The following is a 26,987-nucleotide window of genomic DNA, read 5'->3' on the forward strand; positions in this document are numbered from 1 at the left end:
AGAGGCGGTGGGGGCGGAAGGGAGCGCCGATCGGGGGACGACGGTGAAGCGGAGGCAGCACGCCCCCGCCATCCCGGACCGAGTCCGCGCTGGCGGCAAACAGTAGAGGCAGCGCCCCGCCTCCCACCCCTGTCCTACCGTCCAGGAGCGCGCTACAAGACGCGCCTTCCTCTGCTGGAGCCGACCGCCATGCGCCGCGCCGTCATCACCGCCGTCACCGTCGCCCTCTCCGCCGCGCTCGCCGTCCCGGCCGCGGCGACGCTCAAGCCCGGCGCCGCCGCGCCCGATTTCTCCACCCGCGGCGCGATCGCGGGCAAGGTGGTGCCGATCAGCCTGCGCGAGCAGCTCCGCCGCGGGCCGGTGGTGCTCTATTTCTTCCCGGCCGCCTTCACCTCGGGCTGCAACGCCGAGGCGCGCGCCTTCGCCGAGAAGGTCGACGCCTTCCGCGCCGCGGGCGCGACCGTGATCGGCATGTCGGCCGACAATGTCGAGGACCTGCAGCGCTTCTCGTCGAGCGAATGCGCGGGCAAGTTCGCGGTCGCCAGCGCCGGCCCCAAGGTGGTGGCGGGCTATGACGTCGCGCTCGGCCGCGCGGTGAAGGGCAAGAGCGTCACCAGCCGGACCAGCTACGTCATCGGCCGCGACGGCAAGGTCGTCTTCGTCCATGACGACATGAACCCCGCCGAGCATGTCGCGCTGACGCTCGCCGCGGTGCAGAAGCTCAAGCAGGGCTGATCGCGCATGACTCGGCGCGGTCAACGCCGAGTCACCATATCTTAGCGAGTCGGGCGCTAGCGTCCCCGTCCGGCGGGTCGCGGCAGGCGGCGCGTCGCCGGCGCGTGGGGGCGTGCCGGCCGGATGGGGCGGTACCGGGCGGGGCCGATCGGGGGCGGACGAGTGGCGAGCAGGGCGGTCGACGGACGGCAGGGGACGGCGGGCGACCGCCTGTTCACTCGCGTCGGCGCGTTCCTGTCGGCGCATCGGCTCAGCCCCGACCCCGCGCATTACGCCTTCGCTTATGCGGTGATCGCGCAGCCCGACGGGCTGATCGCGCGCCGCGTCGCCGAGCTGACCGACGGCGGCGTGCGGCTGACCGCGCGCGACATCGAGCAGCTCGGCGGTACCGCGCTCAGCGGCGCACCCGCCGCGCTCGCCGACGACGCCGAGATGACCGCCGACGCCGCCACGCAGGAGGCGATGATCGAGCGCGTGCTCCACCAACTCGACGGCTTCGGCGACACGGTGCGGATCGCGCATGCCGAGGCCAACGACTTCGGCCGCGACCTGGCGCGCTCGGCGGCGCAGATGCGCGACGTCGGCGCCGACGCGGGGGTGGAGGAGATCAGCCGGCTCACCGCGGCGATGATCGAGCGCGTCCAGCACGCCGAGGCCAAGCTGGAGAGCACGCGGCGCGAGACCGAGGAACTGCGCGCCGCCCTGGACGAGGCGCGGGGCTCGGCGCGCACCGATCCGCTGACCGAGCTGCCGAACCGCCGCGCCTTCGACGAGGCCTTCGCCGCGCTCGCGCCGGGCACGCGGGTGACGATCGCGATGTGCGACATCGACCATTTCAAGCGGATCAACGACAGTTTCGGCCATCCGGTGGGCGACCGCGTGATCCGCACCGTCGCGCGTACGCTCGCGGACGAGGGCGGCTGCCTGGTGGCGCGCTACGGCGGCGAGGAGTTCGCGATGCTGTTCGAGGGCGTCGCGCCGGCCGAGGCGGCGGCGCGGATCGATCGCGTGCGCGCGCATATCGGCGAGCGCCGGCTGCGCGTGCGCGAGACCGGCGAGCCGATCGGCACCGTCTCCTTCTCGGCAGGTGTGTCCGAGGGGCCCGCGAGCGAGGGGCGCGCCGCGCTGGTGGCGCGCGCCGATGCGGCGCTCTACCGCGCCAAGGAACAGGGGCGCGCGCGGACGATGGTGGCGTAGCGAGGGTTCAGCCTCATGCTTCCGACGCTGACCGCTCCGTCTCAGCCTCAGCGTCGCTGAGCGCCGATCACCCGGATCGTCCCGGGCGATCGCTTCGGCATCCTCGCCCATGGCTCACCATGATCGTCATGCCCGCCCGCTCGACGCGACCTGCGGCGTCGCTCGGCACAGGCTCGCGCCGGCAATCATGTCTCGACGAGAGCGACCGCCGCGGTCGTCGCGGCACCACGGATCCCGGGCGAGGCCCGGGATGACGGACGGCTCGGCGGAGGCAGAGAAGGGAAGGGGCGCTTGCCTCGCTCGCCCCTTCCTCACGCTTTCACCGATCGCGCCGGCCCAGCAGGCGCAGGCGCAGCGCGTTAAGCTTGATGAAGCCCGCGGCGTCGCGCTGGTCATAGGCGCCCTGGTCGTCCTCGAAGGTCACCACCTTCTCCGAGTAGAGCGAGTGCGGCGAGCGGCGCCCGGTGACCACCGCCTGGCCCTTGTACAGCTTGAGCCGCACCGTGCCGCTCACCTTGGCCTGCGAATGATCCACCGCGGCCTGGAGCATCTCGCGCTCGGGCGAGAACCAGAAGCCGTTATAGACCAGCTCGGCGTAGCGCGGCGCCAGTTCGTCCTTGAGGTGCGCGGCGCCGCGGTCGAGCGTGATCTGCTCGATCCCGCGGTGGGCCAGCGCGTAGATCGTGCCGCCCGGCGTCTCGTACATGCCGCGGCTCTTCATGCCGACGAAGCGATTCTCGACCAGGTCGAGCCGGCCGATGCCGTGCTTGCGCCCGAGCTCGTTGAGCTTGGCCAGCAGCGTCGCGGGCGAGCACGCCTCGCCGTTGAGCGCGACGCCGTCGCCGCGCTCGAAGTCGATCGTGATCGTCTCGGGGGTGTCGGGCGCGTCCTCGGGGTTGACCGTGCGCGAGTAGACGTAATCGGGCACCTCGTCCCACGGGTCCTCCAGCACCTTCCCCTCGGACGAGGTGTGGAGCAGGTTGGCGTCGGTCGAGAAGGGCGCCTCGCCGCGCTTGTCCTTGCTCACCGGGATCTGGTGAGCCTCGGCGAACTCGATCAGCCTGGAGCGGCTGGTGAGGTTCCACTCGCGCCACGGCGCGATCACCTTGATGTCGGGGTTGAGCGCATAATAGCCGAGCTCGAAGCGGACCTGGTCGTTGCCCTTGCCGGTGGCGCCGTGGCTCACCGCGTCCGCGCCGACCTGCGCCGCGATCTCGATCTGGCGCTTGGCGATCAGCGGCCGCGCGATCGAGGTGCCGAGCAGGTAGAGCCCCTCGTACAGCGCGTTGGCGCGCATCATCGGGAAGACGTAGTCGCGCACGAACTCCTCGCGCAGGTCGTCGATGAAGATATGCTCGCGCTTGATCCCCATCAGCTCGGCCTTGGCGCGCGCGGGCTCCAGCTCCTCGCCCTGGCCCAGATCGGCGGTGAAGGTCACCACCTCGCACTGATATTCGGTCTGGAGCCATTTCAGGATCACGCTGGTGTCGAGTCCTCCGGAATAAGCGAGGACGACGCGCTTGATCTGGTCGGTCATGGGGCAGGCTCCTTTCGCGCGCGGGCGCTACGCGAGCGCGCCGCGGGAGGCAACCGCGCCGGTGCCGCGCGCGACCGTTCACCGCGCGTACAAGCGCCCGCCGCCAAGCCGCCGCGCATGCTCACGACGCACACCACGCTCGCCGCCGCGCTCGTCGCGCTGCTCGCCACACCGGCGCTGACGGTCGCCGCCATGGCGCAGGAGACTCGCGCCACCGCCACCGCCAAGCTCGACTCCGAGTTCGCCGCCTCGGACACCAACAAGGACGGCTATCTCTCGCTCGCCGAGCTGGAGGGGCGGATGGCCAAGATGAAGATCCGCGGCAAGACCCTCGACGCGGTGCATGCCAAGCGCGTCGCCGCGCTGGTGATGGCGCGCGGCGACCTCGACAAGGACGGGCGGCTCAGCCGCGCCGAGTCGGACCAGCTGATGGGCGCGGTCTTCTCGGCCTACGACCTCAACCATGACGGGAAGGTCGACGCCGCCGAGGCCGCGCGCGCCCGCGCCATGGCGGATGGGGTCGCCAAGGGCGGGGCGGCGCCGAAGAAGTGACGCCGTCCGGTGCTCCTGCGAACGCAGGTGCCCAGAGTCACGCACGTCGCGCTCGCGGTCCTGGGCTCCTGCGTTCGCAGGAGCACGCCGGTGCGGCGGCCGGCGACCACTCTTAACTGCCCCGCAGCCGCCGCTCCTCTTCGATCATGTAGTCGCGCGTCAGCGGCAGGCCGAGCCGGTCGCGGCTGAACTGGATCTGGTAGTTCACCAGCGGTCCGTTGGTGAAGGAGACGATCGCCCCCGCCAGGTAGAAGGTCCACATGCGGAAGAAGCGTTCGTCGTACAGCGCGACGATCGCGTCGCGCTCGGCGACGGTCCGCTCGTACCACGCCCGCAGCGTCATGGCATAGTGCATCCGCAGCACCTCGACGTCGGTGACGAACCAGCGGATGAACTCGTTGGCCGCAAGCACCTCGGACAGGGCCGGAATATAGCCGCCGGGGAAGATGTACTTGTCGGTGAACTTGTCGGTGAAGTTGGGGCCGTCGGCGCGCCCGATCGTGTGCAGCAGCATGACGCCGTCGGGGGTGAGCAGGTCGCGGCACTTGCTCAAATAGGTGCGGAAGTTGCGCAATCCGACATGCTCGAACATGCCGACCGAGACGATCCGGTCGAACGGCCCTTCCAGCGCGCGATAGTCGATCAGCTCGAACTTGACCTTGTCGGCGACGCCCGCCTCCTCGGCGCGGCGGCGCGCGACCTTGAGCTGCTCCTCGGAGAGCGTGATGCCCAGCACCTCGGCGCCGGTCCTGGCATGGATGTACAGCGCCATGCCACCCCAGCCGCAGCCGATGTCGAGCACGCGCATCCCCGGCTTGAGCGCCAGCTTGGCGACGATATGCGCCTTCTTGTCGGCCTGCGCCTGCTCGAGCGAGTTGGTCGGATCGGTGTAATAGGCGCAGCTGTACTGTTTGTCGGCGTCGAGGAAGAGATCGTACAGCCGGTCGGACAGGTCGTAGTGATGCGCGACGTTGCGCTTCGACGCCTTGGCCTGGTTGCCGGTGAGGCGATGACGGATCTGCCCCTTGAGCGTGCGCCAGCGATTGGCGGCGAGGCGGTTGACGCCATTCTCCCAGCGGCTGTTCGACGTCGCGAGCAGCAGCAGGTCGAGGATGTCGCCCTGCTCGACGATCAGCTTGCCGTCCATGAACGACTCGCCCGCGCCGAGCGCCGGGTCGGCGACGAGCGCGCGGTACACCGAGCGGTCGGTGATACGGATCGCGACCGGCTTGAGCGCGGGATCGTCGCTGCCGAAACTGGCGGTGCTGCCGTCGGGCTTGGTGAGGGTGAGGCGCCCGCGCTTGATCGCGCGGCTGAGGAAGACGTCGATGAGTGCCATGACGGCCTCTGCTAATAAGGTTGCATCGCGCAATCCATAGCCTCGGTGAGTCGGCGAGCGTTGCGCGCGCGCGCGCCGCGCTCTAGGCGACCTTTCCCATGCGCTACGTCAGCACTCGCGGCACCGCCCCCACGCTCGACTTCGCGGGCGCGACGCTCGCCGGCCTCGCCGCCGACGGCGGGCTCTACGTTCCCGAGGCCTGGCCGACGCTGTCCGAGGAGCAGATCGCCGCGCTGGCGGGCAAGAGCTACGCCGAGACCGCGGCGGCGGTGATGGCGCCCTTCGTGGCAGGGTCGCTGAGCGAGGACGAGCTGCGCGCGCTGTGCGACACCGCTTACGGCCGGTTCGCGCATGACGCGGTGACCCCGCTCGTCCAGCTCGACCATGACCAGTGGCTGCTCGAGCTGTTCCACGGGCCGACGCTGGCCTTCAAGGACGTCGCGCTCCAGCTGCTCGGGCTGCTGTTCGAGCGCTTCCTCACCGGCACGACCGAGCATCTCACGATCATCGGCGCGACCAGCGGCGACACCGGCTCGGCCGCGATCGACGCGGTGGCGGGGCGCGCGGGCATCGACATCTTCATGCTCCACCCCGAGGGCCGGGTGAGCGAGGTGCAGCGCCGGCAGATGACCACGGTGGGCGCGCCCAACGTCCACAATATCGCGATCCGCGGCGACTTCGACACCGCGCAGGCGCTGGTGAAGGCGATGTTCAACGACGCCGCCTTCGCCGGACGTTTCCGCCTGTCCGCGGTGAACTCGATCAACTGGGCGCGGCTGATGGCGCAGGTGGTCTACTATTTCTACGCCGCGGTGCGGCTCGGCGCGCCGGCGCGCGCGGTCGCGTTCAGCGTGCCGACGGGCAATTTCGGCGACGTCTTCGCCGGCTATGTCGCCGCGCGCATGGGGCTGCCGGTGGCGAAGCTGGTGGTCGCCACCAACGTCAACGACATCCTCGCGCGCGCGCTCACCACCGGCGATTACTCGAGCCGCGAGGTGGTGCCGACCGCGACGCCCTCGATGGACATCCAGGTGTCGAGCAACTTCGAGCGGCTGCTGTACGATCTCGGCGGGCGCGACGGCGCCGCGCTGGCGACGCAGATGCGCGGCTTCGAGGCGGAGCGCGCGATGCGGCTGAGCAACACCCAGCGCGAGGGTGCGGCGGGGCTGTTCGTCGGTGAGCGAGTCGACCCCGACGGCATGGCGCTGGCGATGCGCCACGCCTGCGAGCGCGCCGGGCAGGTGATCGACCCCCACACCGCGATCGCGCTGGCGGCGGCCCGGCGCCACCTCACCCCCGACGTGCCGATGGTGACGCTCGCCACCGCGCACCCGGCGAAGTTCGGCGACGCGGTGGAGCGCGCCACCGGCGTGCGGCCGTCGCTGCCGGCGCGCGTCGGCGACCTGTTCGAACGCGAGGAGCGCTGCGTCACGCTCGACGCCACCTACGCGGCGGTGAGCGCTCACGTCGCGTCGCACGCCGTCCCGCGCGGCTGAGGGGCATGGACCTCGTCACGCTCACCGGCGAGCCCTGGGCCGATTACGGGCTGATCGATTCGGGCAACGGGCGCAAGCTGGAGCGCTACGGCCGCTTCCGCTTCATCCGCCCCGAGCCGCAGGCGCTCTGGGCGCCCGCGCGCGACGACTGGCGCGCGCACGGCGCCTTCGTGCCGGGCAGCGACGAGGAGGGCGGCGGCCGCTGGGATTTCAGCGAGCCGGTGCCGCGTGAGGGCTGGTCGCTGGCGTGGGACAAGGTGCGCTTCACCGCCCAGACCACGCCGTTTCGCCACCTCGGCTTCTTCCCCGACATGGCGCCGGTCTGGGCGTGGATGCGCGAGCGACTCGCCGGCGTCGGATCGCCCGAGTGCCTCAACCTGTTCGGCTACACCGGCGTGGGCACGCTGGCGCTGGCGAGCGAGGGCGCGCGGATGGTGCACGTCGACGCCTCGAAGAAGTCGGTCGAGGCGGCGCGCGGCAACGCGCTGCTGTCGGGGCTGAGCGACGCGCCGGTGCGCTGGATCATCGACGACGCCGCCAAGTTCGTCGCGCGCGAGGTGCGGCGCGAGCGGCGCTACGACGGGATCCTGCTCGACCCGCCCAAATACGGGCGGGGGCCGACCGGCGAGGTGTGGCGGCTGGAGGAGGACCTGCCCGGGCTGATCGCCGACTGCCGGCGGCTGCTCGACGCCGAGTCGCGCTACCTGTTCCTCACCGTCTACGCGGTGCGCATGTCGGCGCTGGCGATCGGCGAGATGCTGCGCCAGGCCTTCGCCGACCTGCCCGGCACGGTGGAGGCGGGCGAGCTGGCGGTGCGCGAGGAAGCGCGCGGGCTGGCGCTGCCGACCGCGATCTGGGCGCGCTGGTCGCGGTAGCGGGTTGGATCGCGGGGCGGCGCGCCGAGCGGACAGGCGACGGCCACCCAGCCACGCCCGCGTCTCACGAGCGCCGTGCGCAGTCCCGGCCGACGAAGGCGAGACCTCCTTCCTTCCGTCATCCTCGCGGAGGCGGGGATCCAGACGCATCGTCGGCGCGGCTCCAACACCTTCGCTGCGTGTCTGGATCACCGCCCCCACGACATTGGCAACGAGGGAGGCGCGCCCCGGGCGGAGATGGCGCCGGACACTGCCAACCTTTGGCCGATCCTACCGCATCGCACCGGTAGAATCCGCCATCCCACCGACCGGATCATCAGATAAGCGCGCTTTTCCGCCGTTTTCTCGACTTGGCACGCCCCCTGCAAAGTGGCTGGCATCGACCGGATGGCCCGGCCGACACCCACCAGGGAGACCTACCATGACCGCTCGTTTCGCCGATCTCGCCCGCCCGCTCGCCACCGTCGTCGCCGCGTTCACCGTCGCCGCGATGATGGTCGGCGCCGCCGTCCCCGTCCTGCCGATCGCCTGAGCGGAGCCGTGACGATGACCCGCCTGCCCTCGCTGCCGCACGCGCTGCTGCTCACCGCCGCCAGCTTCGCCACCACCGCGCTGCTGATCTACGTCGACGTCGCGAGTGCCGTGATCGCCTGATCACGGCACCGCGCCGCGCACCGTACGTTGCCCGCGGCATGGACCGCGCCGCCGACACCACCCTCGACCGCTTCGTCGCCGCGCAGGCGACCAGCTATGCCACCGCGCCCGCCGAGCTGCGCGCCGGTGCCAAGCGCAGCCACTGGATGTGGTATATCTTCCCCCAGATCGCCGGCCTCGGCCACAGCGACATGGCGCGGCGTTACGCGATCCGCGACCTGGCCGAGGCGCGCGCCTATCTCGCGCACCCGCTGCTCGGCGCGCGCTATGCCGAGAGCGCCGCTGCGCTGCTGGCCCACCGCGGCCGCGACGCCGCCGCGATCATGGGTGGGATCGACGCGATCAAGCTGCGCTCGTCGCTGACGCTGTTCGACCGGGCGGGCGCACCGGCCGCGGTGCGCGAGACGCTCGCCGCCTTCTTCGAATCACCCGATCCCGCGACGCTGCGGCTGCTCGAGCGCTGACCTCACGTCACGCCGCGGTCCAGCGCCCGCCGAGCGCGCGGAACAGGTCGACCTGCGCGTCGGCGACCAGCTGATCCTGCAGCGCCAGCGCGGCCTGCGCGTCGGCGAGCGTGCGCTCGGCGTCGAGCTGCGACAGGCTGTCGATCTGCCCCTCGCGGCGCTGCGCGCGCGTGATCCGCGCGGCGCGGTCGGCCTGGCCCAGCGCCTGCTGGAGCGCGGCGCGGCGCTCGAGCGAGCGCGCGTAATTGGAGAGCGCGGTCTCGGTCTCGCCCAGCGCGGTCAGGACCGTGCCGTCGAAGGTCGCGAGCGCGGCGCGCGTGTCGGCCTCGGCCCCGGCCACCCGCGCGCGCGCCTTGCCAGGGTTGACCGCCCAATTGAGCAGCGGCCCGATGAGGAAGTTGAGCGGCCCCGCGCCGAACAGATTGCCGAAGCCGGTGCTGGTCTGCCCGACCGATCCGCCCAAGGTGATGCGCGGGTAGAGGTCGGCGGTGGCCACCCCGATCCGCGCGGTGGCGGCGGCGAGGCGGCGCTCGGCGGCACGCACGTCGGGGCGGCGCGCGAGCAGCGCCGCGCCGTCGCCGACCGGGATGGCCTGCTCGATCCGCAGCGCGGTGGCGCGCTCGCCGGCCACAGGAGGCAGCTCCTGCGGGGTGCGCCCGGTCAGCGTCGCCAGCCGGAACAACGCCGCCTGGCGCTCGGCGACGAGCGAGGGGATATCGGCGCGGCGCTGGTCGCGCAGCGCGGCGATCCGCGCGGTGTCGAGCGGGGTGGTCAGCCCCGCCTCGGTGCGGCGCTCGGTGGTGCCGACCTGGCGGTCGAGCAAGGCGACGATCCGCTCCGCCACCGCGATCCGCGCCGCCGCGGCGGCGGCGTCGGCATAGGCGCGCGTGGTGTCCGCCACGACGGCGACCCGCACCGCGTCGGCGTCGGCCGCGGCCGCCGCGACGTCGCCGCGCGCCGCCTCGACCCCGCGCGAGACGCGGCCGAACAGGTCGACCTCGTAGGAGACGTCGAGCCCGCCGTCGATCAGCCAGGTCTCGCCGCTCACGCCGGGCGGGCGCTGCGCCAGCGAGAAGCGGTTGTAGGTCCCGCTGGCGCCGAGCGTCGCCTGCGGGGTGCGGTCGTTGCGGACCTCGCGGAGCGACGCGCGCGCGCGCTCGAGCCGCGCGGTGGCGACTCGCACGTCGGTGTTGGCGGCGAGCGCCGACTCGACCAGCCCGTTGAGCACGGGATCGTCGTACAGCCGCCACCAGTGATCGTCGGGCGCGGCGGCGAGCGTCGGTCCACCGGCGCCGAGGAAGGAAGCGGCCGCGCTCGCCGCGGTGGCGGGGGCGCGATAGTCGGGGCCGGCGGCGCAGGCGGCGAGCGCCAGCGTGGCGGTGGCGGCGAGCCAATGCTTGATCATCGTCTCTCTCGTTTCCGTAGCAGGAGTCACTCGGCCGGCTGGAGCGCGGCGTCGTCGTCGCGGCGCCCGGGCCGGCGGCGGGCGAGCCGCGCGCCGAGCGCGCGGCACACCACGTAGAAGGTCGGCGTGAAGATCAGCCCGAAGCCGGTCACCCCGATCATCCCGAAGAACACCGCGGTGCCCAGCGCCTGGCGCAGCTCGGCGCCGGCGCCGCTCGCGATCAGCAGCGGCACGGTGCCGAGGATGAAGGCGAAGCTGGTCATCAGGATCGGCCGCAGCCGCACCTGCGCCGCCTGCACCGCGGCCTCGACCGGGGTGAGGCCGTCGCGCTCCTCCGCCTGCTTGGCGAACTCGACCACCAGGATCGCGTTCTTGGCGGCGAGCGCGATCAGCACGACCAGCCCGATCTGCGTCAGCACGTTGTTGTCCATGCCGCGCAGGTTCACCCCCGCCATCGCGGCGAGCAGGCACATCGGCACGATCAGCACGATCGAGAGCGGCAGCAGCAGGCTCTCGTACTGCGCCGCGAGCACCAGGAAGACGAACACCACCGCCAGCGCGAAGACGATCCCGGCGGTGTTGCCCGCCGCCTTCTGCTGGAAGGCGATCCCGGTCCACTCGGCGCCATAGCCCGAGGGAAGCGTGTCGCGCGCCAGCTTCTCCATCGTCACCAGCGAGCGGCCCGAGGAATAGCCCGGCGCGGTATCGCCGTCGACCTCGACCGCGGGGTAGAGGTTGTAGCGCGTCACGCGATACGGGCCGGTCCGGTCCTGGAAGGTCGCGACCGAGCCGATCGGCACCATCGCGCCCGAGGCCGAGCGGGTCTTGAGGTTGGCGATGTCCGCCGGGGTCGAGCGGAACGGCGCGTCGGCCTGGGCGGTGACGCGATAGGTCCGCCCGATCAGGTTGAAGTCGTTCACGAAGGCGCTGCCGAGATAGACCTGGAGCGCCTCGAACACGCGCGCCGGCGGCACGCCGAGCAGGTCCGACTTGGCGCGGTCGACGTCGGCGAAGATGCGCGGCGTGGCGGTGTTGAAGAAGGTGTAGACCTGCGCCAGCCCCTCGGTCTGGTTGGCGGCGCCGATCAGCTTGCCCGCCTCCGCGCCGAGCGCCTGATAGCCCGCGCCCTGGCGGTCCTGCACCATCAGGCGATAGCCGCCGGCCGAGCCGATGCCCTGGATCAAGGGCGGCGGCACGACGAGGATGCGGGCCTCGTCGATGTCGCCGGTGACCTCGCGCGTCTTCTGCATGATGCCGGCGAAGGTGACGCCCAGTCTCTCGCGCTCGGCGAAGGACTGGAGCGGGACATAGGCCGCGGCGGTGTTGGGCGCGAGCGTCTGCGACGGGCCGTCGAAGCCAGCGAGCATGACGACGCCCTTCACCCCCGCCAGCGGCAGGATGCGCTTGGCGACCTTCTGCACCACCGCGTCGGTGCGCTCGACCGAGGCGCCCGCGGGCAGCTGCACCACGGTGAGGAAATAGCCCTGGTCCTGCGCCGGGATGAAGCCGGTCGGCGTCGCCCAGAACAGCGCCACGGTCGCGGCGATGAGCCCGGCATAGACCGCCATCATCCGCCTCGGCGCGCGCACCAGCCTGGCGGTGAGATTGGCATAGCCGACGCTCAGCCGCTCGAACGCGCGGTTGAACGAGTCACCGGCCGAGCGCAGCGCGCGGGTCACGCGATTGCCGGAATCGTGCGACTCGTGCGGACGCAGCAGCAGCGCGGCGAGCGCGGGCGAGAGCGTCAGCGACACCACCAGCGAGATCACCGTCGCGGTGGCGATCGTCACCGCGAACTGCTGGTAGAAGGCGCCCGAGAGGCCGGTGAGGAATAGGGTCGGCACGAACACCGCGCACAGCACCAGCACGATCGCGACCAGCGCGCCCGACACCTCGTCCATCGACACCTTGGCCGCCTCGAGCGGGGAGAGCCCCTGCCCGAGGTTGCGCTCGACATTCTCGACCACGACGATCGCGTCGTCGACGACGATGCCGATCGCCAGCACCAGCCCGAACAGCGAGAGCGTGTTGAGCGAGTAGCCGACCGCGGCGAGCACCGCGAAGGTGCCGACCAGCGAGACCGGGATGGCGACGATCGGGATGATCGCGGCACGCCACTTCTGGAGGAACACCAGGATGACGAGCACGACGAGCACCATCGCCTCGAACAGGGTGTGGATGACCGCGTCGACCGACTGCGCGATGAACTCGGTGGGGTTGTAGATGACGCGATACTCCAGGCCCTTGGGGAAGGACTCGGACATCGCCTCCATCTCGGCGGTCACCTTCTCGGCGGCGGCGAGCGCGTTCGAGCCGGGGCGCTGGAACACCGCCGCGATCACGGTCGGCTGGCCCGAGAGATAGGTGTTCGAATTATAGTCCTGCGCGCCGAGCTCGACGCGCGCGACGTCGCGCACCCGCACCTGGCGGCCGCTGCCATCGGTGCGGATCACCACGTCGGCGAACTGGTTGGGGTCGACCAGCCGGCCCTGGGTCTCGACGTTGAGCTGGAAGGCGTTGCCGTTGCCATAGGGCGGCTGGCCGAGCGAGCCCGCCGCGACCTGGACGTTCTGCGCGCGCAACGCCGCGACGATGTCGCCCGCGGTGAGGTCGAGCGCGGCGGCGCGGCCGGGATCGATCCACACCCGCATCGCATAGTCGCGGCTGCCGAACAGGCGGACGTCGCCGACGCCGTCGATGCGCGCGAGGCGGTCGCGCACCTGGGTCAGCGCGTAATTGGAGATATAACCGCGATCGAGCGACTTGTCGGGCGAGATCAGGTTGACGACCATGAGGAAGTCGGGGCTGGTCTTGCGCGTCACCACGCCGAGCCGCTGCACCTCCTCGGGCAGCCGCGGTACCGCCACGGCGACGCGATTCTGGACGAGCACCTGCGCCGCGTCGAGGTCGGTGCCGATCTTGAAGGTGACCGTGATCGTCAGGTTGCCGTCGCCGGTCGACTGGCTCGACTGGTACAGCATGTTGTCGACGCCGTTGATCTCCTGCTCGATCGGCGCGGCGACGGTCTCGGCCACCGTCTCGGCCGAGGCGCCGGGATAGTTGGCGGTGACGGTCACCGTGGGCGGCACGATGTCGGGATATTGCGCGACGGGGAGGCCCCAATAGGCGATCGCGCCGACGATGGTGATGATCACCGCGATGACGCCGGCGAAGATCGGGCGGGTGATGAAGAAGCGCGAGAGGCGCATGACAGGCTCCCCGAGTGCGAGGATGAATGGGGGCCGCTGGGAAGCGGCGGATCGGGGGCGGCGGCGACGCCGCCGTGATCAGGAGGTGAAGGTAGCCTCGCCGGTGATCGGCGCCGCGCCGGGCGGGGCGTCGCCGCCGCTCGCCGGCGCGATCGTGCCGGTGCGGACCTGCACCTTGGTGCCCGGCATCGCCATCTGCGTGCCGCTGATCACGACGCGGTCGCTGGGCGAGAGCCCGCTGCGCACGATGCGCAGGCCGGCGAGCACCGGGCCGAGCGTCACCGGCTTGACCGCGACGGTACCATCAGGAGCAACGGTCAGCAGCGTCTTGCGCGCCTGATCGGTCTGCACCGCGGCGTCGGGGACGAGCAGCGCGCGCGTCGTCGCGCCCGAGGCGAGCCGCATGTTGCCGAACATGCCCGGGGTCAGGAACTGGTCCGGGTTGCGCAGCACCGCGCGGCTGCGGATCGTGCCCGAGCGCGAGTCGAGCCCGTTGTCGGTGAAGTCGAGCCGGCCGTGCCAGCGGTAGTCGCCCTCGTCCTGCAGCCGCACGTCGACCTCGGGCGCGGAGACGCCCGCGGCGCGCGCGCGCTTGTTCTTGAGGAACAGCGCCTCCGAGCCGTCAAAGGCGAAATATATCGGGTCGAGCGCGTTGATCGTCGTCAGCAAGGTGCCGCTGGTGTCGCCGCCCGCGACCAGGTTGCCGGGATCGATGCGGCGGTCCGACACGCGGCCCGCGATCGGCGCGCGCACCTGGGTGAACTCCATGTCGAGCGACCGCGCGCGGACCCGCGCCTCGGCGGCGGCGAGTTGCGCGCTGGCGGCGCGGACGCGCGCGGTGAGCTGGTCGAGCTCGCCCTTGGAGACCGCGTCCTCGGCGACGAGCCGGCCGGCGCGGTCGAGGTTGGCGCGCGCGAGCAGCAGGTCGCTGCGCGCGGTGGCGACGCCCGCCTGCGCCTCGGCGAGCGCCGCGGCGAAGGGGCGCTGGTCGATGGTGAAGAGCAGCTGCCCGGCGCGGACGGTGGCCCCGTCGGTGAAATGCACCGCGCTGATCGCGCCCGAGACGCGCGGGCGCACCTCGATCGAGCGGCTCGGCTCGAAGCGGCCGACGTAATCGTCCCACTCGGCGACGGTGCGCTGGAGCGGTGGCGCGACGGTGACGGTGGGGGCCGGCGGCGCGGCGACCGCTGGCTGCTCGCGGTGGAGCAAGGTGGCGGCGCCGATCACCGCGACGAGCGGCACGCCGATCCAGGCGGCACGCCGGGCGGTGCTGGCGCGCGGGGCGGGCGCGGCCTCGACCGAGTCGGCGGGGTCGATGGTGGTGTGCATGTTCATGCGCGCGTCTCCTCGACGAGGGGAAGACGGATCAGGCAGGCGCGATCGGCCATGAAGACGTGTCCTGTGCGATGGGCGGCCGACCGCGTTCCGGCGCGCGGGGAACGCGGCGCGTCGGGCGAGGGCGGACGTGTCCGGTCGCGCGGGCGGGGGCCCGGCGAGCGGCTTGGGGAAGATCGGTACGCGACGCCGGTCCGGTCAGGACTCGGCACACTCGAGGCTGGAAAGAGGATCCATGGCGGCTCCGTCGATCGCACGGGGGCACGCGGCCACCGTCGTTTCGATACCGTCTGGTATAGAAAGTGGCCTGACGTGGGTCAACCGGCTTTTTTGTACCGCTCGGTAGTTTTCTTTGTCGACACCCAATGTGCGGCTTGTGAGCGCGATCGTTTGCGACCGGATCAGCGTCTCGCCGGCGCGTCTGTCTTGGCGACCGACGCATCGGGCTTTCCCTCGCGGTCGGCGGCCGTGTCCCGGTGATTGCCGGAACCCAGGGCCAGGCAGGACGACCGCCTGCGGTGCGTGTGACCCTGGGCTCCTGCTTGCGCAGGAGAGCAGATAAGAGGCTCGCCAAGTCCTCCCTGTAAAGGGAGGATCCACCGTATCACGCCCGCTGGTCGACGTGCCCCGGCTCCGCGCCGGTCGAGCGCCGCACCCCGGCGCGGCCGCGGCGCTTGAGCTCGGCCTTGAGCGACTCGGGCCGGGGCGCGACGAGGAAGCCGAAGCTCACCGTGCCGTGCTTGGTCTCGACCACGTGGTGGAGCCGATGCGCCTGGATGATCCGCTTCATATAGGCCGACCTGGGCAGGTAGCGCGTCGGCAGCCGCTTGTGCACGATCACGTCGTGGAAGCCGAAGTAGATCGCGCCATAGGCCGCGATTCCCGCGCCGACCCAGGTGAAGCCCGGCCACCAGCCGAGCTGTACCCCGCCCAGGATCATCACGAACGACGGCACCGCGAAGATCGCGGCGTAGAGGTCGTTGAGCTCCCAGTTGCCCGCGCGCGCGCGATGGTGGCTGGCGTGGAGGAACCAGCCCGGCCCGTGCATCACCCAGCGGTGCATCACATAGGCGAAGCCCTCCATCAGCGCGACGGTGACGAGGAACAGAAGAAGGGCGGCCCACCAGGACATGCGCGACGATATAGCCATGGCGCGCGCGTCTCGCTACGTCGCAGCGCACCATGACCGACGATCTTCGCCCAGACGCGCTTACGTCCGCCGCCCTCGAGTCCAAGGCCTGGCCGTACGAGGAGGCGCGCAAGCTGCTCAAGCGCTGGCCCGACGGCAAGCCAGCCAAGAACGGGGAGGTCGAGCCGATCCTGTTCGAGACCGGCTACGGCCCCTCGGGGCTGCCGCATATCGGCACCTTCAACGAGGTGCTGCGCACGACGATGGTGCGCAACGCCTTCCACGCGCTGTCGGACCAGAAGACGCGGCTGATCGCCTTCAGCGACGACATGGACGGGCTGCGCAAGGTGCCCGACAACGTTCCCAACGGCGCGATGCTGGCCGAGCATCTCGGCAAGCCGCTGACGCGCATCCCCGACCCGTTCGGCAAGTTCGACAGCTTCGCCGCGCACAACAACGCCATGCTGCGGCAGTTCCTCGACCGGTTCGGGTTCGAGTACGAGTTCGTGTCCTCGACCGATTACTACACCGGCGGGCGCTTCGACGAGGCGCTCAAGGGCGTGCTGCGCCACTATCAGGGCATCATGGACGTGATGCTGCCGACGCTGCGCGCCGAGCGTCGCGCCACCTACTCGCCGGTGCTGCCGGTCAGCCCCGCCACCGGGGTGGTGCTGCAGGTGCCGATCGAGGTGGTCGACGCGGAGGCGGGAACGATCGCCTTCACCGACGAGAGCGGCGAGCGGATCGTCCAGTCGGTGCTGGGCGGCCAGGCCAAGCTGCAGTGGAAGGTCGACTGGGCGATGCGCTGGGTCGCGCTCGGCGTCGATTACGAGATGGCGGGCAAGGACCTGATCGACTCGGTGGTGCAATCGTCCAAGATCGCCCGCGTGCTCGGCGGGCGCCCGCCCGAGGGCTTCAACTACGAGATGTTCCTCGACGAGAAGGGCGAGAAGATCTCCAAGTCGAAGGGTAACGGGCTCAGCCTCGACCAGTGGCTCACCTACGGCCCGGAGGAGAGCCTCGCCTTCTTCGCCTATCGCGAGCCCAAGAAGGCCAAGGCGCTGCACTTCGGCGTGATCCCGCGCGCGGTCGACGATTACTGGCAGTTCCGCGGCAACTACCCGACGCAGCCGATCGCGCAGCGGCTCGGCAACCCGGTGCACCATATCCATGACGGGAAGGTGCCCGCGGAGACGCTGCCGATCACCTTCGGGCTGCTGCTCAACCTCGTCGGCGTGATGGGGGGCGACGCCACGCGTGAGCAGGTGTGGGGCTATCTCGCCAACTACGTGCCCGACGCCTCGCCCGCGACCTATCCCGCGCTCGACCGGCTGATCGGCCATGCGCTGGCCTATGCGCGCGACTTCGTGGCGCCGACGCTGCACCGCCGCGCGCCGGTCGGGGTCGAGGTGCCCGCGCTCGAGCGGCTCGACGCCGAGCTTGCCGCGCTGCCCGAGGGGGCGAGCGCCGAGGACATACAGAACATCGTCTACGAGATCGGCAAGGCCTCGTTCGGCGAGGCGGGCGGCTTCGCCGAGCTGCGCGACTGGTTCAAGGCGCTGTACGAGACGCTGCTCGGTACCAGCCAGGGACCGCGGATGGGCAGCTTCATCGCGCTGTACGGGGTGGAGAACAGCCGCCGGCTGATCGCCGAGGCTTTGGCGCGGGGGTGAGGCTGGCCTGAGCTACCCCGCCGGCGCCGCTTCCGCCCGCGCCGCGCCCGCCGCCGCGGTGGCCGCGCCCGTGATCGCCGCCGATTCGAGCGTGTCGAGTGCGGCGCGCGCCTCGACGTAGCGCCGCGCCGCCGCGATCCAGTTGCTCGCCTCGGCCGCGCCGGGCAGCCGCTCGACCTCGGCCAGCGCGGTCTCGACGTTGCCCGTGCCGAGCTGGCGCCGCGCCCGCGCCAGCCGGTCGGAGGGCAGCGGCGAGGGCGTGCCGGCGCGGTGGATCACCACCAGACCGCGCAGCTCGCTGCCGATCCCGGCCCACCAGTCGCTCCTCTGCGCCAGCAGCGTCGGCGCCGCGGCGCTGAGCCCCTCGCGCAGATCCTCCAGCGTCACCGGCGCGCGCGAGTCGCGGATGACGCCGTTGACCTCGCGCGGGAAGGCCGCGCCGAAGCGGCGGCGCAGCTCGCCCTCGAGGTAGCCGAGTCCGACACCGCGATCGAGCGCGCGCCGCGCCGCGAAGGTGATCAGGATCGCCTCGGCGCGCCCGGCATTGCTCTCCGCCTGCGCGCTCTCGCCGTCGATCCGCGCCGCGCGCGCCTCGAGGTTGGCGAGTTGCGCCGCGAGCGCCGCCTCGCGCAGCGCCAGCGTGGCGACGTCGGGGGTGATCGGCGCCGGCGCCGCGGTCGGTGCCGCGGCGGGGGCGACGGAGCGGCCGAACAGGCCCGGCGCGTTGCGCGAGGCATAGGCCATCAGCGCCAGCCCGACCGCGAAGGCGATCAGCGCGATCACCAGCACCGGCCCCATCCGCGATCGCTGCGCGCCCTGCGCCGTGTCCATCCCGTCGCTCACTCGCGCTTCCTCGCCGCCGAGCATCCTTATCCCCGCGCGCGCGTCACGGGTCAATCGCGAGCCCGGCGGCACACTCCACCAGCGCGAGGTCGGTCGGCGCGCGCGCCGCCGCGCCCGCCTGCCAGCCGCCGCCCGCCGCGGCGAGCACCGCCTCGCTCAGCGCGGCGAGCCGAACCCGCTCGCGCGGCAGCGCGGCGGCGAGCGCGGCGAAGCGTGCCGCGGCGCGCGGCGAGTGGAGCAGCACCACCGCGTCGAGCGCGGCGGCCAGCGCCTCGGCGGGCGGCGTCACCGCCACGCTGGCGTAGACGGTCACCGCCGGCAGCGTCAGCTTGCCCGCGCGGTCGCGACCGGCGAGGTGGAGCAGCCGCGGAAAGGACCGCGCCTGCGCCACCGCGTCGGCCGCGTCGCCGCTGCCGACCAGCGCCACCGTCAGACCCGCCGCGCGCGCCGCACGCGCGGTCGCCGCGCCCACCGCCACCACCGGCAGCGACGCCAGGCGTGCCAGACCGGCACCGGCGTGGCGGACCGCGTTGGCACTGGTGATCAGCAGCGCGTCATAGTCGCGTGCGTCGGGTACCGGCCAGGCGCGCGGCTCGACCCGGAACAGCGGCAGCGCGCGCGCCTCGATCCCCGCCGCGGCGAGCGCGGCGCGGGTGTGCGCGTTGCCCGGCTCGGGGCGGAGCACCAGCGCGGCGCGCGGCATCGCGGCTCAGCCGAACAAGGCGCGGATCGCGGGCGGCGCGCGCCCGAGCAGCTCGGCGGCGAGCCGCGCGCCCAGCGCCACCGGATCGTCGCCGCGCGCCTCGCCCGCAACATGCTCGGCGCCGTCGGGGCTGAGCAGCTCGGCGCGCAGCCGCAGCGCGTCGTCGTCGTACACGGCCAGCGCGGCGACGGGGGAGTGGCAGTCGGCGGCGAGCGCGGCGAGCAGCGCGCGCTCGGCGTCGACCGCGCGGTGCGTCGCGGCGTCGTCGATCGCGGCGACGGCGTCATGCGCGGCGCCCTCGGCGCGGGTCTCGACCCCGACCGCGCCCTGCGCCGGCGCGGGCAGCATCTGGTCGAGCGGGATCGCCGCGCCGGTGTCGTGGCGCCCGAGCCGCTCGAGCCCCGCCGCCGCCAGCAGCGTGGCGTCGACCTCGCCCGCGGCGAGCTTGCCCAGCCGGGTGTCGACGTTGCCGCGGAACAGCATGGGGCGGAGATCGGGTCGCAGCCGGCGCAGCTGCGCGGCGCGGCGCGGGCTGCTGGTGCCCACCGACGCGCCCTCAGGCAGCGTCGCCACGCTGGGGGCGCCGATCAGCCGGTCGCGCACGTCGGCGCGCGGCAGCATCGCCGCGACCGCGATCGCGGCGGGACGCAGCGTCTCCACGTCCTTCATCGAATGGACGCAGGCGTCCACCTCACCGGCCAGCAGCGCGCGATCGAGCTCGCGCGTCCACAAGGCTTTGCCGCCGATCTCGGCGAGCGCGCGGTCCTGCACGCGATCACCGGTGGTGCGGATCACGACGATCTCGATCGAGTCCCAGCCGTGCGCCGCCCGCAACGCATCGCGCACCATCCCCGCCTGGGTGAGCGCCAGCGGCGAGCCGCGGGTGCCGAGCTTGAAGACGGTGGACAAGGGAGCGGTGATCCGGGCGGCAGCTTCGAAGAAGCGGTCGTTAGAGGAACCCGGCCCGGCTCCACAAGCGGATCGCGACGAGCCGCGCCCCACGCCTCCTTCGACAACCCGCCTTCGACAAGGGCGCGCGCAGGCGCTAGAGCGCGCGCATGCTGATCCTCGGGCTCGAATCCTCGTGCGACGAGACCGCCGCCGCGCTCGTCACCGGCGACCGCCAGGTGCTGGCGCATCGCCTCGCCGGACAGGAGGCGGCGCACCGGCCCTTCGGCGGCGTGGTGCCCGAGATCGCGGCGCGCGCGCACGTCGAGGCGCTCGAGCCGCTGGTCGCCGCCGCGCTGGCCGACGCGGGCGTGACGCTCGCCGACGTTGACGCGGTCGCCGCCACCGCGGGGCCGGGGCTGATCGGCGGCGTGATGGTCGGCCTCGTCACCGGCAAGGCGCTGGCGCATGCCGCGGGCAAGCCGCTGATCGCGGTCAACCATCTCGAGGGCCATGCGCTGAGCCCGCGGCTCGCCGACGCTGACCTCGCCTTTCCCTATCTGCTGCTGCTCGTCTCGGGCGGGCACTGCCAGCTGCTGCTGGTCGAGGGGGTGGCGCGCTATCGCCGCCTCGCCACCACGATCGACGACGCCGCGGGCGAGGCGTTCGACAAGACCGCCAAGATCCTCGGGCTCGGCTTCCCCGGCGGGCCCGCGGTGGAGGCGGCGGCGCGCGACGGCGACCCGCGCGCGGTGCCGCTGCCGCGACCTCTCAGGGGCTCGGCCGAGCCGCATTTCTCCTTCGCCGGGCTGAAGGCGGCGGTGGCGCGCATGGCGCCGCTCCATCCCGCGGCGGACGTGGCGGCGAGCTTCCAGGCGGCGGTGGTCGACTGCCTCGTCGATCGCACCCGCCGCGCGATGGACCGCGCGGCGGAGGTCACCGCTTTGGTGGTGGCGGGCGGGGTCGCCGCCAACGGGGCGGTGCGCGCGGCGCTGGAAGGCCTGGCGGGGGAGCGCGGACTGCGCTTCGTCGCGCCGCCGGGGTGGCTGTGCACCGACAATGCCGCGATGATCGCCTGGGCCGGCGCCGAGCGCTTCGCCGCCGGGCTGAGCGACCCGCTCGACGTCGCCGCGCGCGCGCGCTGGCCGCTCGACCCGGACGCGGAGAAGGTGCGCGGCGCGGGGGTGAAGGCGTGAGCACGATCGGCGTGATCGGCGCGGGTGCCTGGGGCACCGCGCTGGCGCAGGTGGCGGCGAGCAACGGCCATGAGGTGCGGCTGTGGGCGCGCGACGCGGCGCTGGTCGCGGCGCTCAACGCTGACCACGAGAACGCCGCGTATCTGCCCGGTGCCGCACTGTCGCCGCGGATCAGCGCGACGACCGACCTCGCCTGGGTCGCCGAGGCAGAGATCAACCTGATGGTCACGCCGGCGCAGGCGATGCGCGCGGTGCTGGCGGCGCTGCCCGCCAAGGCGCAGCCGCTGGTGGTCTGCTCCAAGGGGATCGAGGCGAGCAGTCACCTGCTGATGAGCGAGGTCGCCGCCGCCGAGCATCCGGACTCGCCGGTGCTGGTGCTGTCGGGTCCGACCTTCGCGCACGAGGTCGCGCGCGGGCTGCCCACCGCGGTGACCTTGGCGAGCGAGGATGCCGCGGCGCGCGCGCGAGTCGCCGACCTCATCGCCGCGCCGCAGTTCCGCCCCTATGCCAGCGCGGACGTGATCGGCGCCGAGATCGGCGGCGCGGTGAAGAACGTGCTCGCGATCGCGTGCGGCGTGGTCGACGGCGCGGGGCTCGGGCAGAACGCGCGCGCCGCGTTGATCGCGCGCGGCTTCGCCGAGATGACCCGCTTCGGCCTCGCCAAGGGCGCACGCGCCGAGACGCTGGCGGGGCTGTCGGGGCTGGGCGACCTGGTCCTGACCTGCTCCTCGACCGCCTCGCGCAACTTCTCGCTCGGCGCGGGGATCGGTCGCGGCGAGCCGGCGCGCGCGCTGCTGGCCGAGCGTCGCACCGTCGCGGAGGGCGCCTATACCGCGCCGGTGCTGCGCGAGGCGGCGGCGGCGGCGGGCGTGGAGATGCCGATCACCGCGGCGGTCTGCGCGCTGCTCGACGGCGCGCCGGTACGCGCGGTGATCGACGCGCTGCTGGCCAGGCCGCTCCGCGACGAGGGGTGAGGAGTCGCTGCATTCGGGACGCGATGGTGCGGCCGTATCGGGGGCACTCATCGACCCTCCCCCGCGAGCGAGGCGGCAGGCCCAAGGTCCGACGAAGCGGGGACGCGAACGATGAGGGTGGGCGGACTCACCCGAGGGCGACACCCCTCCGACGCGCCGCGCGCGCCACCTCCCCTTGTAGGGGAGGTTCGTTCAATCTCGTCCCCTCTCAGATCACAGGGCGAGCTCTAGTGATCGTGCCCATGCTCATGCCCCTGCGCGCCGTGCAGCGCCTCGAGCACGTCGTCGGTGCGCGCCGGATCCCCGATCGCGAGCACATGGCCCGCGCTCGCGCTGGTGAGCGGGTCGCCGTTCCAGTCGCACATCCGCCCGCCCGCGCCCTCCACCACCGGCACCAGCGCGGCGAAATCGTAGAGCTGCAGCCCCGACTCGCACACCACGTCGAGGTGCCCGCTCGCCAGCAGCCCGTAATTGTAGCAGTCGCCGCCGTAGACCGGCCCCTGCCGCGGTGCGCCGCCGCTCGCCGCCGCGACCAGCGCCATGTAAGGCGGGACGTCGCCCTCGGCGAAGAGGTGCGGGCTGGTGGTGGCGACGATCGCACCCTCCAGCGCGGCGCAGGCGCGGGTGCGCGCGGGAGCGCCGTTGAGCAGCGTCGGTCGACCGGTGACGCCGATCCAGCGCTCGCGCTGCACCGGCTGGTCGATGATGCCGAGGACCGGCCAGCCGTCCTCGACCAGCGCGATCAGCGTGCCGAAGATCGCGCGTCCCGCGGTGAAGCTGCGCGTGCCGTCGATCGGGTCGAGCACCCACTGCCGCCCGGTGACGCCCTCCTTGGTGCCGTGCTCCTCGCCGACGATGCCGTCGCCCGAGCGCTCGGCGTCGAGCAGCCGGCGCATCGATTCCTCGGCCTCGCGGTCGGCGCGGGTGACGGGCGAGCGGTCGGCCTTGAGCTCCAGCCCGGCCGGCTGGCGGAAATAGGGCCGGATCACCGCGCCGGCGGCGTCGGCGAGGCGGTGGGCGAGCGCGATGTCATCGGGGCGGACGGGCATGGCCCTGCCTATCGCGCACGGCGGCGCTAGGCTAGAAGCCTCGTCCATGGACGCGATCGTGGCTATCTCGCTGTCGGCGCTGGCGATGACGCTCATCGTCGGGGTGCGCTACCTGCTCGCGAGCGGCGGCTTCGCGCTGGCGACGCGGTGGCGCCACCGCGACCTCTACGCCGGGCTCGACCCGCAGATCCGCCGCGAGATCGGCTGGAGCCTCGCCTCGGCTGCGATCTACGGCGTGCCCGCGGGCGTGCTCGCCTGGGGCTGGCAGGCGCACGGCTGGACGCGGATCTACGAGGACGTCCACGCCTATCCGCTCTGGTACCTGCCCGTCTCGGTGCTGCTGTACCTCGTCGCGCACGACGCCTGGTTCTACTGGACGCACCGCTGGATGCACCGCCCGCGCGTGTTCAGGCTGGCGCACGCGGTCCACCACGCCAGCCGCCCGCCGACCGCCTGGGCGGCGATGGCGTTCCACCCGATCGAGGCGGTGAGCGGGGCTGTTGCCATTCCGCTACTGGTCCTCGTGATTCCGATCCATGTCGCCGCGCTCGGTCTGGTGCTGACGATCATGACGGTTATGGGAGTAACCAACCATATGGGTTGGGAGATCTTCCCGAAGTTCATGTGGGGGGGGCGTGTCGGCGGCTGGCTCATCACGGCCAGCCATCATCAGCGGCATCATGAGCGCTACGGGTGCAATTATGGTCTCTACTTCCGCTTCTGGGACCGTCTCTGCGGGACGGACGACGGGCTCGGTGATTTCGCGCGGGCGCACCAGCAGGCGCGCGCGCGCGCTGCTCGCGGCGCTGGTGGCGGCGCCGCTGGTGAGCGCGGCGCCGGTGGGCTCGCTCGACGTGTCGATCGCGCAGATGCGCTCGGCGAAGGGCATGATCCGCGTGTGCCTCACCGCTGACCCGGCGAACTTCCCGCGCTGCGTCGACGATCGCGACGCCGTGACGCGTTCGATCCCGGCCGGGCAGCACAGCCTGCGCTTCGCGGCGCTGCCGCGCGGCGACTATGCGGTGGCGGTGATCCACGACGAGAACGGCAACGCCAAGCTCGACACCTTCGCCGGCATCCCCAAGGAAGGCTTCGGCTTCTCGAACAATCCCGCGATCCGCTTCGGGCCGCCGCGGTTCAAGGCGGCGCGCTTCACGCTGGCGAGTGATGCCGAAGCGCAACAGGTGAAGATGCACTACATTCTCTGACGTTCCGGTGCGGGAGCTAATCTGATCGCGATCAGTTACGCGCCCGACATCAGAACATCAGGGGTTCCACATCTTGCGCGTCCTCTCTCACGCGATCCTCGCCGCCGTGCTCGCCGGCGGCGGGCTGCTCGCCGCGCCCGCGGCCCTCGCCCAGGCGCAGAGCGTTCCGGCCGAGCCCAACCCGACTCCCGACCCGGGCGTGGTGGGTGACACGATCACGGTGGCGGTCGCGGGCGCCTATCTGCCCGACTACGAGGGGTCGAACGACTATCGCCTCGTCCCCGGACCGGCGGCGATCGGCTCGTTCCACAATTTCTCGTTCACGCTGCTGGGCAACCGCGCCTCGGTCGACCTCATCCCCAACCCGAGCGGACCCAGCTGGGACGTGCAGGCCGGGCCGATCGGCGTGGTCAACTTCAACCGCAGCAACAACAAGTCGATCGACGACGTGCGCGTCCGCGCGCTCGGCGAGCGCGACACCGCGATCGAGCTCGGCGGCTATGTCGGGCTGGGCAAGACGGGCGTGCTCACCAGCCCGTACGACAAGCTCTCGGCCTCGCTGAGCTACCGCCACGACGTCAGCGGGGTGCACGACAGCGGCATCTGGAGCCCGTCGGTCAACTATTTCACGCCGCTCAGCCTCAAGGCGGGCGTGGGCCTGTTCGCCTCGGCCGAGAAGGTCGAGCGCGGATTCGCGCGGACCTATTTCGACGTCGACGCGGCGCAGTCAGTGGCGAGCGGCCTGCCGCAGTACCGCACCCGTGGCGGGTGGAAGCATTACACCGTCGGGGTCGCGGGCACCTACTCGCTCACCGGCAACCTGCTGCGCGGCTGGAAGGCGATCGGCGGCGTGACCTACAAGCGCATGCTCAACGACTTCGGCGACACGCCGGTGGTGTCGGTGGCGGGCTCGCGCAACCAGTGGCTCGCCGCGCTGGGGGTCGGTTACACCTTCTGAGGGCCGCCCGGCTCCTGCGAACGCAGGAGCCCAGAGTCGCCGGCGTCTAGCCTCGCGACCCCGGGCTCCCGCCGTCGCGGGAGCATGCGGACGGCAGCGGCGTCGGCTCAGGCGATATGCACCGCCTTGGTGACGAGGTGCGCCGCGATCCCCTCGGGCCCGTCCTCCGAGCCGAAGCCACTGTCCTTGACGCCGCCGAACGGCGCGTCGCCCCAGCTCAGCCGGACGGTGTTGATCGCCACCATGCCCGCCTCGATCTCGTCGCCGAGCCGGTTCTGCAGGCGGCCGTTCTCGGTGAAGCAGTAGGCGCCGAGCCCGTAGGGCAGGCGGTTGGCCTCGGCGATCGCGTCGTCGGCGCTGCCGAACGAGCCGATCAGCGCGACCGGGCCGAACGGTTCCTCGTTCATCGCGCTGCTCGACAGCGGCACGTCGGCCAGCACCGTCGGCGTGAAGAAGAAGCCCTCGCCCTCGCCGCGCGCGCCGCCGGTGAGCAGCTTGGCGCCGGCGCCGACCGCCTGCTCGACCAGCCCGGCGATCGCCTCGGGGCGGCGCGGGTTGGCCATCGGCCCCATCTGCGTCGCCTTGTCGAGCCCGTTGCCCAGCTTCAGCGCCTTGGTGCGCTCGGCGAACCCCTGCGCGAACCGCTCGTAGATGCCATGCTGGACGTGGAAGCGCGTCGGCGCGACGCAGACCTGGCCGGCGTTGCGGAACTTGTGCTGGACGAGCGTGTCGAGCGTGCGCTCCAAGTCGCAGTCGTCGAACACCAGCACCGGGCCGTGCCCGCCGAGCTCCATCGTGCTCTTCATCACGGTGTCGGCGGCCAGCTTGAGCAGGTGCTTGCCCACCGGTACCGAGCCGGTGAAGCTGAGCTTGCGCGTCACCGGCGAGGCGAGCAGGTGGCGCGACACCGCGTCGGGCACGCCGAAGACGAGCTGGGCGACGTCGCCGGGCAGGCCGGCGTCCTGGAAGCAGCGCAGGATCGCCACCGCCGCGCCGGGGGTCTCCTCGCTCGGCTTGAGGATCACCGAGCAGCCCGCCGCGATCGCGGGCGACAGCTTGCGCACCGGGTTCATCACCGGGAAGTTCCAGGCGCAGAAGGCCGCGACCGGGCCGACCGGCTGGTGCAGCACCAGCGAGCGCGTCCCGGTCGGGCGCGGCAGCACGCGGCCGTAGATCCGCACCGCCTCGCCGGCGTGGAAGTCGAGCAGGGCGGCGGTCGCGAGCACCTCGCCCTTGGCCTCGGCGAAGGGCTTGCCCTCCTCCAGCGTGGCGAGCCGCGCGAGCTGGTCGGCGCGCTCGCGCACCAGCGCGGCGGTGCGCGCCAGCACCGCGGCGCGCTCCTGCGGCGCGGTCGCGCGCCACGCGCGGAAGCCGCGCTCGGCCGCCTCGAGCGCGCGATCGAGATCGGCCGCGGTGGCGAGCGGGACGTGGCCGACCGCCTCGCCGTCGGCGGGATTGAGCACTTCCTGCGTGTCGCGTCCGGCGGTGATCCACTCGCCCGCGATATAGAGGCCGAGCGGGGTATCGTAGGGGGAGTCGGTCATGGTCGCTTCCGTCCGGATGAGAGG

Annotated in this window: 23 protein-coding genes; 12 read left to right on the forward strand and 11 right to left on the reverse strand. The window is 72.3% G+C overall.

What is annotated here, in order from left to right; all coding sequences use genetic code 11:
- Positions 1-189: 189 nt before the first annotated feature.
- The gene (locus FHY05_RS12620) at positions 190-735 is read left to right on the forward strand and encodes a peroxiredoxin (protein WP_183944744.1); all 546 of its coding nucleotides are present in this window, start codon (positions 190-192) and stop codon (positions 733-735) included.
- Positions 736-897: 162 nt separating this feature from the next.
- Positions 898-1,932, forward strand: a complete 1,035-nt coding sequence (locus FHY05_RS12625; protein ID WP_311732471.1) for a diguanylate cyclase — start codon at positions 898-900, stop codon at positions 1,930-1,932.
- 319 nt (positions 1,933-2,251) lie between these two features.
- Here the strand turns inward: FHY05_RS12625 and FHY05_RS12630 are convergent, their stop codons facing one another.
- Positions 2,252-3,469 (reverse strand): argininosuccinate synthase, encoded by a 1,218-nt coding sequence (locus tag FHY05_RS12630; protein ID WP_183944747.1) that lies wholly within the window; start codon positions 3,467-3,469, stop codon positions 2,252-2,254.
- Positions 3,470-3,586: 117 nt separating this feature from the next.
- Here FHY05_RS12630 and FHY05_RS12635 point away from each other — a divergent pair, with 117 nt between their 5' ends.
- A complete protein-coding gene (locus tag FHY05_RS12635; RefSeq protein ID WP_183944748.1) occupies positions 3,587-4,021 on the forward strand; it encodes an EF-hand domain-containing protein in 435 nt (144 codons plus the stop codon).
- A gap of 112 nt (positions 4,022-4,133) precedes the next feature.
- Here FHY05_RS12635 and FHY05_RS12640 read toward each other — a convergent pair whose 3' ends face one another.
- On the reverse strand, positions 4,134-5,360 hold the full coding sequence (locus tag FHY05_RS12640) for a cyclopropane-fatty-acyl-phospholipid synthase family protein (RefSeq protein WP_183944750.1): 1,227 nt from the start codon (positions 5,358-5,360) through the stop codon (positions 4,134-4,136).
- A 98-nt stretch (positions 5,361-5,458) separates the two neighbouring features.
- On the opposite strand from FHY05_RS12640, the gene thrC reads away from it, so the two are divergent.
- From thrC to FHY05_RS12655, 3 genes are all read left to right on the forward strand, one after another.
- A complete protein-coding gene (thrC, locus tag FHY05_RS12645) occupies positions 5,459-6,856 on the forward strand; it encodes a threonine synthase (RefSeq protein WP_183944752.1) in 1,398 nt (465 codons plus the stop codon).
- A gap of 5 nt (positions 6,857-6,861) precedes the next feature.
- Positions 6,862-7,731, forward strand: coding sequence for a class I SAM-dependent methyltransferase (locus FHY05_RS12650; RefSeq protein ID WP_183944754.1), 870 nt, complete (start codon positions 6,862-6,864; stop codon positions 7,729-7,731).
- Positions 7,732-8,423: 692 nt separating this feature from the next.
- Positions 8,424-8,849, forward strand: coding sequence for a DUF1810 domain-containing protein (locus FHY05_RS12655; protein WP_183944755.1), 426 nt, complete (start codon positions 8,424-8,426; stop codon positions 8,847-8,849).
- A 7-nt stretch (positions 8,850-8,856) separates the two neighbouring features.
- Here the strand turns inward: FHY05_RS12655 and FHY05_RS12660 are convergent, their stop codons facing one another.
- From FHY05_RS12660 to FHY05_RS12675, 4 genes are all read right to left on the reverse strand, one after another.
- Complete coding sequence (locus FHY05_RS12660; RefSeq protein ID WP_183944758.1) at positions 8,857-10,254, reverse strand: efflux transporter outer membrane subunit; 1,398 nt, start codon at positions 10,252-10,254, stop codon at positions 8,857-8,859.
- Positions 10,255-10,280: 26 nt separating this feature from the next.
- Entirely contained in the window at positions 10,281-13,463 is a 3,183-nt protein-coding gene (locus FHY05_RS12665) for an efflux RND transporter permease subunit (protein ID WP_183944760.1), read from the reverse strand.
- A gap of 78 nt (positions 13,464-13,541) precedes the next feature.
- Positions 13,542-14,798 carry an efflux RND transporter periplasmic adaptor subunit gene (locus FHY05_RS12670; RefSeq protein WP_183944762.1) on the reverse strand — a complete coding sequence of 419 codons (1,257 nt, stop codon included), beginning with the start codon at positions 14,796-14,798 and terminating at the stop codon, positions 13,542-13,544.
- Between the two features lie 604 nt (positions 14,799-15,402).
- Positions 15,403-15,930 (reverse strand): sterol desaturase family protein, encoded by a 528-nt coding sequence (locus FHY05_RS12675; RefSeq protein WP_183944763.1) that lies wholly within the window; start codon positions 15,928-15,930, stop codon positions 15,403-15,405.
- Positions 15,931-15,980: 50 nt separating this feature from the next.
- Here FHY05_RS12675 and FHY05_RS12680 point away from each other — a divergent pair, with 50 nt between their 5' ends.
- Positions 15,981-17,600, forward strand: a complete 1,620-nt coding sequence (locus FHY05_RS12680; protein WP_183944764.1) for a lysine--tRNA ligase — start codon at positions 15,981-15,983, stop codon at positions 17,598-17,600.
- 12 nt (positions 17,601-17,612) lie between these two features.
- Here the strand turns inward: FHY05_RS12680 and FHY05_RS12685 are convergent, their stop codons facing one another.
- From FHY05_RS12685 to hemC, 3 genes are read right to left on the reverse strand one after another with little or no spacing between them, the layout of a single operon-like run.
- Positions 17,613-18,443 carry a hypothetical protein gene (locus FHY05_RS12685; protein WP_183944766.1) on the reverse strand — a complete coding sequence of 277 codons (831 nt, stop codon included), beginning with the start codon at positions 18,441-18,443 and terminating at the stop codon, positions 17,613-17,615.
- Between the two features lie 43 nt (positions 18,444-18,486).
- Entirely contained in the window at positions 18,487-19,146 is a 660-nt protein-coding gene (locus FHY05_RS12690; RefSeq protein WP_183944768.1) for a uroporphyrinogen-III synthase, read from the reverse strand.
- 6 nt (positions 19,147-19,152) lie between these two features.
- A complete protein-coding gene (hemC, locus tag FHY05_RS12695) occupies positions 19,153-20,067 on the reverse strand; it encodes a hydroxymethylbilane synthase (RefSeq protein WP_183944929.1) in 915 nt (304 codons plus the stop codon).
- 137 nt (positions 20,068-20,204) lie between these two features.
- Between hemC and tsaD the strand changes: the two genes are divergently transcribed.
- Positions 20,205-21,230: a tRNA (adenosine(37)-N6)-threonylcarbamoyltransferase complex transferase subunit TsaD gene (gene tsaD, locus FHY05_RS12700; RefSeq protein WP_183944769.1), complete on the forward strand. Its 1,026-nt coding sequence runs from the start codon at positions 20,205-20,207 to the stop codon at positions 21,228-21,230.
- Positions 21,227-22,204, forward strand: coding sequence for an NAD(P)H-dependent glycerol-3-phosphate dehydrogenase (locus FHY05_RS12705; protein ID WP_311732472.1), 978 nt, complete (start codon positions 21,227-21,229; stop codon positions 22,202-22,204). Before tsaD ends, FHY05_RS12705 begins: the two co-directional genes overlap by 4 nt.
- Positions 22,205-22,431: 227 nt before the next feature.
- Here the strand turns inward: FHY05_RS12705 and FHY05_RS12710 are convergent, their stop codons facing one another.
- Positions 22,432-23,253 carry an inositol monophosphatase family protein gene (locus FHY05_RS12710; protein WP_183944771.1) on the reverse strand — a complete coding sequence of 274 codons (822 nt, stop codon included), beginning with the start codon at positions 23,251-23,253 and terminating at the stop codon, positions 22,432-22,434.
- A 46-nt stretch (positions 23,254-23,299) separates the two neighbouring features.
- Between FHY05_RS12710 and FHY05_RS12715 the strand changes: the two genes are divergently transcribed.
- The 3 genes from FHY05_RS12715 to FHY05_RS12725 all read left to right on the forward strand — a co-directional run bounded on the left by FHY05_RS12715 (position 23,300) and on the right by FHY05_RS12725 (position 25,419).
- Positions 23,300-24,166: a sterol desaturase family protein gene (locus FHY05_RS12715; RefSeq protein ID WP_183944773.1), complete on the forward strand. Its 867-nt coding sequence runs from the start codon at positions 23,300-23,302 to the stop codon at positions 24,164-24,166.
- Positions 24,141-24,461, forward strand: a complete 321-nt coding sequence (locus FHY05_RS12720) for a DUF2141 domain-containing protein (RefSeq protein ID WP_373369035.1) — start codon at positions 24,141-24,143, stop codon at positions 24,459-24,461. The genes FHY05_RS12715 and FHY05_RS12720 overlap by 26 nt, the downstream gene beginning before the upstream one ends.
- Before the next feature lie 73 nt (positions 24,462-24,534).
- A complete protein-coding gene (locus FHY05_RS12725) occupies positions 24,535-25,419 on the forward strand; it encodes a MipA/OmpV family protein (RefSeq protein ID WP_260181531.1) in 885 nt (294 codons plus the stop codon).
- 107 nt (positions 25,420-25,526) lie between these two features.
- Here FHY05_RS12725 and FHY05_RS12730 read toward each other — a convergent pair whose 3' ends face one another.
- Positions 25,527-26,963: an NAD-dependent succinate-semialdehyde dehydrogenase gene (locus FHY05_RS12730; RefSeq protein WP_183944775.1), complete on the reverse strand. Its 1,437-nt coding sequence runs from the start codon at positions 26,961-26,963 to the stop codon at positions 25,527-25,529.
- Positions 26,964-26,987 lie beyond the last annotated feature (24 nt).

Source organism: Sphingomonas sp. BK580 (assembly GCF_014194975.1).
In the GTDB taxonomy this organism is placed as follows: Bacteria; Pseudomonadota; Alphaproteobacteria; order Sphingomonadales; family Sphingomonadaceae; genus Sphingomonas.